At 46.4% G+C, this 12,445-nt stretch carries 12 protein-coding genes; 5 read left to right on the top strand and 7 right to left on the bottom strand.

All coding sequences use genetic code 11. The annotated features are described in order from the left end of the window. Nucleotides 1–160 precede the first annotated feature (160 nt). The 5 genes from NST47_RS17930 (at nucleotide 161) to NST47_RS17910 (ending at nucleotide 4,586) form a co-directional block, all read left to right on the top strand. Nucleotides 161–1,744: a spore germination protein gene (locus tag NST47_RS17930; protein ID WP_341156312.1), complete on the top strand. Its 1,584-nt coding sequence runs from the start codon at nucleotides 161–163 to the stop codon at nucleotides 1,742–1,744. Further along, nucleotides 1,741–2,910 carry a Ger(x)C family spore germination protein gene (locus NST47_RS17925; protein ID WP_341156311.1) on the top strand — a complete coding sequence of 390 codons (1,170 nt, stop codon included), beginning with the start codon at nucleotides 1,741–1,743 and terminating at the stop codon, nucleotides 2,908–2,910. The genes NST47_RS17930 and NST47_RS17925 overlap by 4 nt, the downstream gene beginning before the upstream one ends. Nucleotides 2,911–2,912: 2 nt before the next feature. Continuing rightward, nucleotides 2,913–3,158: a hypothetical protein gene (locus NST47_RS17920; protein WP_341156310.1), complete on the top strand. Its 246-nt coding sequence runs from the start codon at nucleotides 2,913–2,915 to the stop codon at nucleotides 3,156–3,158. A 28-nt stretch (nucleotides 3,159–3,186) separates the two neighbouring features. Continuing rightward, on the top strand, nucleotides 3,187–4,302 hold the full coding sequence (locus NST47_RS17915) for a GerAB/ArcD/ProY family transporter (RefSeq protein WP_341156309.1): 1,116 nt from the start codon (nucleotides 3,187–3,189) through the stop codon (nucleotides 4,300–4,302). A gap of 80 nt (nucleotides 4,303–4,382) precedes the next feature. Beyond that, a complete protein-coding gene (locus NST47_RS17910; RefSeq protein WP_076234228.1) occupies nucleotides 4,383–4,586 on the top strand; it encodes a hypothetical protein in 204 nt (67 codons plus the stop codon). Nucleotides 4,587–4,679: 93 nt separating this feature from the next. On the opposite strand, the gene NST47_RS17905 is transcribed toward NST47_RS17910, so the two are convergent. The 7 genes from NST47_RS17905 to NST47_RS17875 form a co-directional block, all read right to left on the bottom strand. Next, nucleotides 4,680–5,444, bottom strand: coding sequence for a DeoR/GlpR family DNA-binding transcription regulator (locus NST47_RS17905; protein ID WP_341156308.1), 765 nt, complete (start codon nucleotides 5,442–5,444; stop codon nucleotides 4,680–4,682). Between the two features lie 69 nt (nucleotides 5,445–5,513). Beyond that, complete coding sequence (locus tag NST47_RS17900) at nucleotides 5,514–5,639, bottom strand: hypothetical protein (RefSeq protein ID WP_341156307.1); 126 nt, start codon at nucleotides 5,637–5,639, stop codon at nucleotides 5,514–5,516. Beyond that, a complete protein-coding gene (locus NST47_RS17895; protein WP_341156306.1) occupies nucleotides 5,632–6,180 on the bottom strand; it encodes a D-lyxose/D-mannose family sugar isomerase in 549 nt (182 codons plus the stop codon). The genes NST47_RS17900 and NST47_RS17895 overlap by 8 nt, the downstream gene beginning before the upstream one ends. Beyond that, a complete protein-coding gene (locus NST47_RS17890) occupies nucleotides 6,177–7,406 on the bottom strand; it encodes a carbohydrate kinase family protein (protein WP_341156305.1) in 1,230 nt (409 codons plus the stop codon). The genes NST47_RS17895 and NST47_RS17890 overlap by 4 nt, the downstream gene beginning before the upstream one ends. 2 nt (nucleotides 7,407–7,408) lie before the next feature. Further along, nucleotides 7,409–8,566, bottom strand: a complete 1,158-nt coding sequence (locus NST47_RS17885) for a Gfo/Idh/MocA family protein (RefSeq protein ID WP_341156304.1) — start codon at nucleotides 8,564–8,566, stop codon at nucleotides 7,409–7,411. 24 nt (nucleotides 8,567–8,590) lie between these two features. After that, nucleotides 8,591–9,427 (bottom strand): class I fructose-bisphosphate aldolase, encoded by an 837-nt coding sequence (locus NST47_RS17880; RefSeq protein WP_341156303.1) that lies wholly within the window; start codon nucleotides 9,425–9,427, stop codon nucleotides 8,591–8,593. Between the two features lie 171 nt (nucleotides 9,428–9,598). Next, on the bottom strand, nucleotides 9,599–12,433 hold the full coding sequence (locus NST47_RS17875; RefSeq protein WP_341156302.1) for a glycoside hydrolase family 38 N-terminal domain-containing protein: 2,835 nt from the start codon (nucleotides 12,431–12,433) through the stop codon (nucleotides 9,599–9,601). Nucleotides 12,434–12,445 lie beyond the last annotated feature (12 nt).

Here is a 12,445-nt window from a genome sequence, read left to right as displayed (position 1 = left end):
ACTGTAAAAAACCCTCTTTTATAAATCTATCAAACATCACAATTGTTTTATAATCCAAATAATAACAAGTAGATTGTAGTTAAAGGATTTATTGCATACACTCCCATATATATGGAAATAATGTAAATACTTTATGTCTCTTCTCTGCAAGGAGTGCAGCATGCGGAAAAATCCAAACGATAACAACCAACAGCCCAGTCATCCGTCCGCTCAACAGATCGATCCTGCTATTCCATCAGATAGCTTGAATTCGAACGCCATTTCTTCGCGATTAGAAGACAATATGAGACGCATCGAGGATTATTTTGCCAATTGCAAGGATTTGAAGATTTTCCCCTGGGGCTATGGTCCGAATCTGGAGCAAACAGCATTTTCTGTTTATTTCGAAACGCTTATCAAGCCTGATCATAAGAATTACCTCAAACAGACATTGCAAAATCTCGTTGCCCACGAGATCGGTCCCGCTACGACGGTCACGGTCGACAATTTGATTGATTTTTTTGAAAATGATGGAGTCGCCTCACCCTCAGCTGAAATGATGGAAGATATCGATCATGCTGTAAAAAGCATTTTGGATGGAGAAGTCGTTATCTTTTTTAATGGATGGAATAAAGCAATTGGTTATGCTGCCCTCGATGTGGAACAGCGTCAGGCTTCAGAACCGATCACAGAGCCTACGGTACAAGGGCCCCATGTGAGCTTCATTGAGAGTCTTGATCGCAATATCGGCGTTATTCGCAGCTTGCTTAAATCGCCAAAACTTAAATTCGAGTTTTTTACAGCAGGAGAGCAGAGCCAAAGAACGGTATCGTACGGTTATTTGGAGGGAACTGTGAACCCTGATACGTTAAGCGATTTCAAGCATCGTATGGCCAAAATCGATAAGGAAGAAATTCTTGAAGTTTCCTATCTCGAAGAGTGGATCGGAGATTCTCGCTATTCGCCTTTTCCCCAGGTTCGATATACGGAACGTCCGGATACTGCCATTACCGCTCTTCTGGATGGCAAGATTATCACTATCGTGAATGGGAGTCCCTCCATATTAATCTGTCCGGGTAATTTCATAGAGTTCTTCATGACAAGCGAAGATTACTATTATCGAACGATTTTTTCTTCATTAATACGGTTAATTCGGGTTGCGGCTTTTATAATTGCGCTGATGCTTCCGAGTACCTACATTGCTTTGTCTACCTTCCATTCCGAGCTCATTCCGACTGTTCTGCTTCTTGCGATATTAAACACGCGGGAGGGAATTCCGTTTCCGGCTGTAATCGAGGCGCTCATTATGGAGTTTTTCTTTGAACTGCTGCGGGAAGCGGGTATCCGCTTGCCTCGACCGATCGGCTCTGCCGTAAGTATCGTTGGAGCGCTGGTCATCGGACAAGCAGCTATACAATCGCAGATCACTTCCCCGGTAATGGTAATTGTCGTTGCTTTAACGGGCATTGCTTCCTTTGCACTCCCTCAATACAATATGGCGATCGCGATTCGAATATTGCGGTTTCCGTTAATGATTATGGCCGCAACGTTCGGAGGACTCGGGATCATGGTCGGCTTCATCCTGATTTATCTCCATTTGGCTACGTTGACTTCTTTGGGACAGCCTTACCTAATATCAATAGCTCCGTTGGATATCAAAAGACTGCGGGATGCCATCATCGTTTTGCCACGAAGGGTGCTGCTTCATTCGCCGCGTAATCGACACTTGCACAAAAAGACCTCAGAAGGGAAGAAGGTGCCGTGAAGCCGTTTTATTCCATTCTCGTTTCCTTAGTTATCCTTGGATTGACTGCTGGATGCTGGGATAATAATGAATTGGATGAATACGGATATGTCCAAGCGGTGGCCATTGATCGGACCAAGGACGATCTCATCCAGTTAACGACCCTTTTCTATAATCCCTCTAGCAAAATGGTAATGGGCGAGAGTCAGAATTCTGCACAGAAGGGCATCAACTTCCAAACGAGTGGTGAAACGATCTTTGAAGCCATTCGGGATATTACGAAGAAGTTCGGACGCAAGCCCAAGTGGGATCATATGCGCGTTATACTGATCGGGGAACAGTTGGCCAAAACCCAAAACATACGGGAAGTGCTTGATTTTTTCTCTAGAGACCAAGAGCCGCGCGGCACGGTCCTCCCCTTAATTGCAGAAGGATCAGCAGGAAGATTTCTGGAAATTCAACCCTTTATTGAGCAGACCATTGGCCAACAGTTCAAAAAGATGGAAACCAGCGGTTCCCTATATTCCGGAAAAACCTCCAGCATCCCGTTGTATGAGTTGGCGATTCAAATGAAAAGTCCCTCCAAAACCTCTGCCATCCCATACCTTCATAAAAACAACGTGCAAAATAAAGCGGAGGTATCTGGAGTCGCCTTTATCAAAGAAGGCAAGCTGGTTGATATCTTAGATGAAACGGATACAGAAGCGTTTATGATGCTGACAGATCAATACATTAGCGGAATACTGGAATTCCCTTGTATCAACAGCACCAAAGATCAAGTACAGAACAAAGAATCGTTTGAAGTTCTCTCTTTCAACAGCAAGGTAACCCCTAAAGTAGAAGATGATGTAGTATCGATCGGGGTAAGTATTCGAATCGAAGGAACGGTTGGAGAGCTGCGATGCTCCTTATTAAAAACGAAAGAAGACGTAGAACGCTATGAGCATACAATCAGTGACATGGTCAAAAAACAACTTCAGCATACGATCTCGATTTTCAAGCGACAGGAGCTGGACGCCATCGGAATCGGAAATCAAATTTACAGGAAAAACCCCAAGCTCTGGAAGCACCTTGAGCCGACATGGAATAAACGACTTGCCCATAGTCAATTCCAGATCAATGTGGATGTCCAAGTACTAAGTACTGGCATGAATGTAGGAACCCCGTTTGGAACAAAGGAGAAGTAGCCATGATTGGTAAATTAGTCTGCTTCTTGTTACTGGCTGCCGCTATGCTTGCCTGCGACATACCAAAGTTCAGAGGAGCCTGTCCCCGTGATCGGCTTGTCTATGGGGCGATGCTGGTGCCTCTTCTTTATCTCGGTTTTCTATTTGTTACCGCCAAGTCGTGGCCTAATCTGGACACCATCTTCAATCTATTCACAGGACCGGCCAAGCAAATCGTCGACTGGCTCAATCCTGCAAAGTCTTCATAATGAACCAACCTGGAATCGGGAGGAACCTATGAATAAGCAAGAACGTGTTAGCTCTGTCCAGATGTCCATGCTATTCCTCTTCTTTATGACAGGCTCTTCCATCGTGGTCATCCCTGCGCCCCTGACGAACGCTGCCGGCAATGGAGCATGGATTTCTCTACTCATAGCCATGGCAATGGGAATGATTCTTTTAGCAGGCGTTCTTTATTTGTATCGGCAATTTCCGGATAAATCACTTATTGAATACAGTCGCTATACACTGGGGAACGTATTGACCACGGTGCTGCTTATTCCATTCACTTGCGTGATGTTCTGGAATGTAGCTGGCATTGTCATTGAGATTGGAACCTTCTTTAAAAGCACGATGTTGAAAGAGACGCCTACCTATGCCGTAAACTCTCTGCTATTCGTGACGATAGCTTTGACGGCGCTTGCCGGCATTGAGGTTATGGCCCGAATGGCTGCTCTCTTATTGGCACTGATGTTTGGATTTATCATCATCATCTGGGTGCTGGTTGGGACCTTATATCATCCGGAATACCTTCTTCCTGTCATGCCCGACGGGATCGGACCCATCCTTAAAGCCGCATATATCGTTTATGGATTTCCTTATGCCGAACTTGTGGTCTTTTCCATCATATTGCCTTACGTGCAGCTAGAGGATACATCTAAGGTCGGGAAGCACTTGTTTCTTGCGCTCATTGTCAATGCCATGACGTTGCTAACCTCGATCATTTGCAGCATTATGGTATTGGGGCCTCTGTCAGGTGACCTCAAATATTCGTTATACCAGCTTGCACGGTTGATCTTTGTTCAGGAGATCATCGAAAGAATCGAGTCGGTCATCGGATTCTCGCTAATTATCGGCTTTTATTTCAAAGCATCCATCCTTCTGCTTATTCTTATGCGGGTTCTTTCGCAATGGCTCAGATTAAAAAATGAACGCTTCCTGGTCTTTCCCGTCGCTTTTATATGCCTTCTGCTATCGCTCACTACCTATACCAAAGAGTCGGCGCTTGAAGAAATCGTGAATACGACATGGCCGCTGCTTAATAATATCGCTTATATTTTTCCGCTCCTTCTGATCTTCATCGTTGCATTAATTCGACAACGCGGCAGACGAAACAAAAATCAAGATGTATGAATTAAAGTCAGTATTGGATATGTGTCCAATCACCGACGAGCAGCATACTATACCTCAAACCAACATTTGAGGTGAGTATAATGAGTAAAAAAGCAACAAAGAAAAACACGCCCCCCTCTTCGATAGATAAATATAAATTTAATATGAAGGTAGTTACCTCCGATGTCTGCAGCCGATGTAAAAAATGTGAACGTGGTCGCCGTTACCTGGAGGAGATGTCCCAGCCTGGTGCGATTGGCAAAGGAGTTCCGTGTATCCTAACCAGGGGAAGAGCCTACGTGTAAATAGAATGCATACACTCCATGTAAAGTATGTATTTAAAAAGAAACGCCAAGCCTGAGTGGTTCCAGAGATTGGCGATTTCTTCTATTGGGCAATCAGTTCTTGACTGTAATTTGTACAGAAGCTTCCTTAAGCATACCATCCAATTCCAGATCGGGAAGTCGATCGGAGATAATTCGATCTACAGCTTCAAGAGCTGCGAACGAGAACAAATCCCTCAACCCATACTTCGTATGATCCATGACAATATTCACTTCTGAGGCTTGCTCAATGACAAGCCGTTTAATTTCGGCTTCATGCATATTGGAGTTGCTAAAGCCATGCTTGATTGATACTCCAGTGGTACCGATGAAGACACGGTCAAATGCCATTTGGGCAATGGAGCCTGCTGCAATAGGACCGACCAAAGTCGATGTTTTATCCAGAAGCATGCCTCCAACTACGATTGTAGAAATTTGCTTGGCCTGAAGCTCGGCGGCAATATTAAGCGCATTCGTGACGACCGTAATGTTCATATCGGATTTCAAAAATTTGGCAACTTGCAGTGTTGTTGAGCCGCCATCCAAAAATATCGAATCACCAGACTTAACAAGCTGAGCAGCTAGCTGTCCAATGCTCATTTTTTCATCCATCATGATACCCGTTCGATCCTGCAGTGCAATATCCTTGCCGACGAGAATGGCGCCTCCGAATGTACGCCTAAGCAGTCCCATGAGCTCAAGCTTTTCCAGATCTCTGCGCAGCGTCATTTCGGTAACGTCAAACGTATCCTTCAACTCAGCAATTTTAACTTCGCCGTCCAGAGCCATTCGATCCAAAATTTGCTGCTGACGTTGGTTGATGATTGGATTATGCATCATGGTGAACCCCCGTTACTTTTCTTCAATCCCTCTATTATCCACGTAACTTAGGGCAGGAGCAACCTTAAGCTATATTTCACTGACCTGAATCTGCTCAACACCGGTTTCATTACCCTCTGCGCCGATGAACCTCTTAATGCCGGCAATTTGTTCAATTTTCCATATAAATTCATCGGCTGGTATCCTTTTATTCATCTTCCGTAACGATTGGTATCCGTTCGATACGGGGGTCTGTAAAGATATCATACTCGTCACGGCTTGTGCTGGAAAATTCGGAGACAATCGCACCCGATTCTCCCGCTTGAAACCAATGCTTAGTACCAGGAGCTATCGTATATTGTTCACCGGGAAGTAATTCGATCTCATGAAACACGGTGTAATAAGGCTCGCTTCCTGGCGGAATCGTCGACTGGATGCTTGCCGCAGCTTCGCCCTCAACATACAGGAATACTTTTCCTGAGCGGCAGCGAAAGGTTTCCATTTTGCCAGGATCATCGCCAACTGGCGGGTGTATATGCTCCGGGCACGTCTGGCGTGGGAACAGTACTAATTCTTTAGCGCAGTAGCGGTCATTATTCACATAAGTAATGAGCTCCAAGCCTTGAATGTCAAGCTCGCCAAGTCCAAAGCCCGCCACTTCAATATGCTCCTGCTCCTCTTTCGTTAATGCAATACCGCTAGACTTCAACATCGCTGCTGCACGCTCCTGCGCTTTACCTAATTCACTTCGTTTCATAGATGATCCCTGCCCTTCTCCACAGATTTGTGATGAGGTCCAGCCCAAAGGCCATCCTCATTGTTGCTCCAATTATGCAAATTAAGCTTCATTTCACGCTTTCCCCAACCACTGCTGATTCGACTCCACAAAACGGTTCCATCCGGAATGCCACTTGTAGCATCTGCCTGTTCAACATTACACGCACCGACACCGACAGCGGTATGTAGGGTATCATCTAAAGTTAAACCCCTTGCTAGGCCATGTAAAAATCCTGCAATCGTACAATCGCCGGCACCTGTAGTTCCCACAACATCCACCTTATAGCAAGAAGTTATCAACTCGCAATTCGTCCAATTGACGAGATGTTCTTGAGCGGGTGAGCAGCGTCCCATAGCCAACAGCCGACTTTCATTGGACGTTGTTCGCACATACAAGCCATACTCGCCAAGCTTCAGCACTACGATAGCAGCACCCATTTCCAGCAATTGCTCCGAAATTTCAGATAAAAGGGCTCCACTTGCAAAGGGTAAAAGATCCCCAGACAGAGATTCTTGTTGAAACTGTCTATAATAATCAGGATGCAGCATATAAAGAATTTCCTCAAAGCTCGGCAGAAACACATCGACATAAGGAAGTGCTTTTGTAAATATAGCACGCCAATCGGCTTTACCCGCAGCGGACTCAGGATCAGGCTTAGCCAAATCAAGCGAAACGGTCAACCCGCTATCCTTGACCTTCTTGAGCAATAAGGCCAATTCAGCACCATCATTTTCATACATCCTGCGCATTAAAGGAGGGTATCCAAAATGAAACAAGCGTGTACTCTGGAGTTGTTCAGAAGTTAGGTCTGAAGCTGAATACGTATCGTTAGCTCCTGTTGAGTGCAGGAAGGTCCGGTCTATGTGTGGAGGGCTAATCACGATAGAATAAGAGCTATGCTCGTCAGGTGATACAATCATACCATCGACTAATGTCGAACTATGCTGTCTCAGTAGGTTTAGAATAGCATCACCGAACTGATCTTTACCGATTTTGCCCATTAACTTAACCTTGCTGCCCAGCCGGTGAAGCGCAATTCCCGTATTGGAGACAGCACCTCCGGTTGAAATGACGGCAGGACCTATATCCACCAGTTTACCTGGAACTAGCAAAGCACCCATTCCAGCCTGCTTCTCGTAAATAGTCGGTATGATATCCAGACAGATATGCCCTGCGACGATCACTTCCGCTTCGTTGCCACTCAAAGCTAATCCCTCCAGTCAATCGATATCGTTTGCCCTGTCCGGTTTGATTCCAATGCTGCTGTAAAAATCTTATGGCTGCCCGCTGCCTCTTCTGGAGTTGCACAGTAGAACGGCTGCTGTGTATCCTTTCCATGCGCCAGCTCGTCACAAAAAGCTGCCCACATTTGGAGAATTGAATCCGAGAAGCCGAACTCAAAGATACCTCCGGTAATTGTGCCATACGCTGATTTATAGGGAGCATCTACTACATGCCATGCTTGAGCACCACCTGGTGTATACGGTAAGGAAGCTACCTGCTTAGGATTTTTCGTTGTAAATTCTGCAGAGAAATCCGTACCTGTTATCCGGATAAACCACGTATTCGCATGACCCGGGGCAATCCGCTTGGTGGAGAGAATCATAGGAAACTGTTGGTTTTCAAGCTCTACCTCACAAGCAAGGATGGCATTGTCCCACGTCTCGCAGGGCACCATGTTTCCTTTACCGTCCGGTCGTTCCGGTATGATTTTGGACAATAAGGCTCTTACAGACTTTGGCTTCCAGCCATAACGCATCGGTAGGTGTAGGACATGCATGCCTAAATCCCCCATACATCCATATTCGCCATTGGTGGCGATTCGCCTTTTCCAGTTAATCACTTTTGTTGGGTCGAGATCGCTGGAATGCCAGAAGCCCGCTTCGACTTCAATAATTTTACCGAATTTATTGTCTTGGACCCACTGAAAAATTTGTTGAGCTCCCGGGTAAAAAGGAAATTCAGAGGAGCAGCGAACAATGACCTCAGGATGATTAATAATGGCTTCTGAAATAAGTCGGTTTGCTTGCTGATCCATACCAAATGGCTTTTCTCCCAGCAGATGCTTGCCTGACTCGATAATATCGATATAAATTGTCGCATGAAGCTGATGGGGAACCGCACAATAAATGGCATCTACAGCAGGATTGGCGAGAAGCTCCTTATAGTCGGTGTATGCGGCTTCCACACTTGAAATGTTATCCTGAAACCACTCCGTCGCCACAGAATTCGCATCGCATACAGCCACAATCCTTGGTTCAAAATCAACATTAGTAAGATGACACCAACGGGCTGCCGCGCTGGCAAATTCTTTCCCCATTAAACCGCAGCCAATAACCCCAAAGCGAATGATTTTTTTCGACATTTTACAATGATCTCCTTCTCAATCTTATTGAGTTAATAAAGCCTGGGCCTGCTCTGCGGAGGCTCCGTGGTGGACAATCGACATCAGGGCTTTGGTCATACCTGCTGGATTCGGATGCTGAATGACATTGCGGCCATATACAATTCCTGAAGCGCCTTGCTTCATCAATTCTACGGTACGGTTCATAATTTCTTCATCGCTGGCTCTTCCTCCGCCACGCACAAGTATTGGAATCCCGGAAGCAACTTCAATGACACGGTGATATTCTTCCACACGTTCACAAGGGTCTGCTTTAATCACATCCGCGCCTAATTCAACAGCTTGGCGTACAAGCGGCATAATTTTGTGAATATCACCATCTACCATATAACCACCCTGAGCTTGACTCGCCATAACCAAGGGCTCTACCATCAGGGGCATACCGTATTTTTCACATTCTGTTTTTAATAAAGAAACATTTTTAGTGCATTGATAGTGCAGCTCTGGCTGATTAGGAAGCAGCAAAAGATTTACACACACCGACACCGCATCCATTCGAACGGCTTGCTCGATCGCCTTATCGATAAGCTCACTAAACAAGAAACGCGGCAGCACGCTTCCATAAATATTCGCCACATCTGTACGAAGCACGAGCCCAGGCTTCTGGCTGCCAGGGATCGATTGGAGATGTCCGGCCTGCCCAATGCTAAGTTGAATACAATTGGGACCTGCTTCCACAATCGTTGCGATCGCTTGCTTCATATTCTCAATTCCAGCCAAAAATCCAAACTCGTTAAAAAAACCGTGATCAACAGCCACATCAAAGCATTTTCCTTGCGCACTGAACATACGATTTAATCTTGGTTTTAGTTGTAGCGACAATTAAATCCACTCCCTTAAACTCATAGTTTGAAAATATAAAGTTCGATTGTAACTATAAATGTTTTTTTATAACATTATATTACGTTATTTTATAACATTCGTCTATAGAAAAAATCACCCCGAATGAATCAGGATGATCTATTAATAACACTATCGATTAATGCCCGTACATTATTCGAATTCCAGGCAAATCGATGCAACCGAATAGGCTGGCACTTCGAATGTAACAGTCTTGCCGCTAGCCTGAATCGTACCCTCGTTGGTTACCTTGCGTTCGTACATATCTACGTAATAAGCTGCTGATACGGCTTGGAACAGCTGCAGCGTTGCTGTCGTTCGCTGCCCCTCTGTTTCGTAAGCCCGGATGATCCACCGTTTACCCGCATCCTGCTCCGGCATTTTCACAGCGGCTACAACCACCTTGCCTTCCGTCAGCTTCAAAAAGCCTCCGTCAAGCGGCCGAGTACCTGTGTGTGATGTTCCCGACAATACGTTGAACGGATGATTGAAACGGTATGCGATTTCGATCAGTTCATGATCGCAGGCTGATTCCATAACGCATACCCCAATGCTGATTCGGTGATGATTACCGAGCTCCGGATACGGGTCCGGATCATAAGAGCTGCGGATTAAGGAAACTGACAATGCATTGTCCGTCCCGCGAAACCCGTATTTGTTGTTCGTCACAAGCATGACAGATGGTTTGCCCGCATCTCGCACGCCGAGCGCCCAGCTATTTCCCGGAACGTCCATGTCAAGCGGCTTGCGCAGAATCGTACCAAATGGCACATCATATTTATAAGTCACGCTTTCGTAGGCAAGCGGCCAATGGAAGTTCAACTGTGGAATGCCGATGCCCGATTTGCCGATTTCGTGCCAATCGCATTCTACCTGAAAATCGAGACGCGGGGTATTCCGGTCGAGCGATACAATGACTTTCAATTTGGAAGCGCCGCATTCGAGCTCGTATTGCAAGGATTGTCGTATGCTGCCATCCGAGATCATTTTTAATTTCACATTACTATGCGCATTCTCGATCTTCATATAGCGACCAATATACCAAGCACTCATCCCTTTGACGGTATCCTCCTGAATCAAACGGAACAAGCCAGCGGGACGGGATGCATCTATCATTTGTGTACCCGTTTTTTTATGGATCATCGATATGACCGTTGCGTCGACGGGATGAAAGGTGACCTGCAGTACATCGTTTTCAAGCACATACTTATTCTCTCGTTCTACCCTCGGATCAGTTGGCAGAAAAGGATTCACCGAGCCTTCACCCTCCGAAATGGTGTATGTGCTGTAACCGCATGCCGGAGCTTTGACATATACGAGCAGCCGCATGTAATGATGTCCCCAATAGGGGTTAAAACCTTCATCGATCACTTGATGTGCAGTATCTCTGCCTTCGCTGTCCCTGACAATCAGTGTTTTAATTGGGCTATTCCAATCCCAAAGTACGAATTCAGCAGTCTCTTCGCGATCGTATACAGCAGAATTGAAGAAATGGACGATTCGCGTATTACCGCGGCCGCGTTCGACTTGCGTAATTTTGAACTCGCGGGTCCCATAACCGACACCTGCACCTTCAGACACTGTGAGCTTGTCTTCAGGTCCGCTCCATTGTGACGTATTGATCGTGGCGGCAATACGTTCAAGCGCAAGCTTGCGGTTCGTGCTCGCGATCGCCATCGTATTTTGAAACAGACCGAGCGCATGCTCCCTGGTTTCGATGACACCAGAGCCGGGAAGAATGTCATGAAACTGGTTGAACAGCACATTTCTCCAAGCTTCCTCATACGCCGCTCCCGGATATGCGGACCCTGCTGCTACCGCCGCCGCCGAGCTGAACGTTTCAGCTTCATTTAACGTCGCTTCACCGATCCGGTTTGCTGTCTTGATCCTTGTCTGTGATGTATAACAGCCGGTAAAGACGAAGTTGATTTCACCAGTCACGACAGGCAGCTTATCGGCAATCGGTTCGATGAGCTTATAATACTCACTGAAGGTGCCAAAGCGGATTTGAGGATAAATCGGCCAATCGTTCATATCCATGATACGTTCCAAATCGCGTCTCGTCGGGCCGCCGCCGTGATCACCAACACCGTAAACGTTCAAATAGGTTTTCAAGCCGGTTTGGCGGCAAATTTCCGGGACATACGATCCGAGAATGGGCTGTACGCTATCGTTATACCACGTCGGCTCACGATAAACGATAACTGACTTACCGGAAGGCGCTTGCCAGCGATATACAATGTGTCCGTCATTACCACGGCAGTGGTAGTAAAACTTCACGCCGCCGTTCGCCAATATTTCCGGCACGTTGACGCTGTGCCCGAATGTGTCCGGCTCGAAATCGAGATTCAGACTGTCCGGGTCCAAGTCAAATAGCTGCGACAAATATCGTTTGGTATAGAGCAAATGCCGGGCCAGGCTTTCACCGTTCGGCATATTTTTGTCAGCTTCCACCCAGTGCGACGCTGTCACCTCCCATCGACCTTCCTTAACACGCTCTTTGATCTCCTCCAGCATATCCGGTGCGTACTGCTCGACGATTCGATATATCGACGCCTGCGATTGGGAAAATGTAAACTCGGGATACTCGTTCAGCAAATTCAGCATCGTCCGGAACGTATCGATCGTAACCGCGACCGTCTCATCCCATGGCCACATCCAGTTCATGTCGATATGGGCGTGTGCAGCGCAGATGATATCGTAGCTTTTCGCAACAGCAGCAAGCTCGATCAGCATGCTCTCTGCGTGCAGCGCAGTATGCTTGCCAATGACGCCTTCTTCGGCGATTTGTTGTTCTACATAGGATAGAGCTGCTTCAATCGGTTCATTGTACCTATAGCCCTCCACTTTAGAAACTTCATGAGCAAAAACCAGCTGCGACAGTATCCGCTCTCCCCAATAACCTGGCTGTGAGCTTATTTTTTCTTCCCAATAGGTTTTAGGCGCGTCTCCAAGAAGTTTCCTGAGCCGGGCGTCGATCGTTTTCATATAATCCCCTCC

The sequence above is a fragment of the Paenibacillus sp. FSL H8-0034 genome (genome assembly GCF_038000305.1).
Taxonomy (GTDB): Bacteria; Bacillota; Bacilli; order Paenibacillales; family NBRC-103111; genus Paenibacillus_S.
This window is presented reverse-complemented; position numbering and strand designations above follow the sequence as displayed.

Bases quoted from the DNA above. Each gene is read 5' to 3' on its own strand.
- NST47_RS17900 (WP_341156307.1), bottom strand. From the start codon at position 5,639: ATGAATAAAAGGATACCAGCCGATGAATTTATATGGAAAATTGAACAA.
- NST47_RS17885 (WP_341156304.1), bottom strand. From the start codon at position 8,566: ATGTCGAAAAAAATCATTCGCTTTGGGGTTATTGGCTGCGGTTTAATG.
- NST47_RS17930 (WP_341156312.1), top strand. From the start codon at position 161: ATGCGGAAAAATCCAAACGATAACAACCAACAGCCCAGTCATCCGTCC.
- NST47_RS17905 (WP_341156308.1), bottom strand. From the start codon at position 5,444: ATGATGCATAATCCAATCATCAACCAACGTCAGCAGCAAATTTTGGAT.
- NST47_RS17875 (WP_341156302.1), bottom strand. From the start codon at position 12,433: ATGAAAACGATCGACGCCCGGCTCAGGAAACTTCTTGGAGACGCGCCT.
- NST47_RS17910 (WP_076234228.1), top strand. From the start codon at position 4,383: ATGAGTAAAAAAGCAACAAAGAAAAACACGCCCCCCTCTTCGATAGAT.
- NST47_RS17920 (WP_341156310.1), top strand. From the start codon at position 2,913: ATGATTGGTAAATTAGTCTGCTTCTTGTTACTGGCTGCCGCTATGCTT.
- NST47_RS17915 (WP_341156309.1), top strand. From the start codon at position 3,187: ATGAATAAGCAAGAACGTGTTAGCTCTGTCCAGATGTCCATGCTATTC.
- NST47_RS17895 (WP_341156306.1), bottom strand. From the start codon at position 6,180: ATGAAACGAAGTGAATTAGGTAAAGCGCAGGAGCGTGCAGCAGCGATG.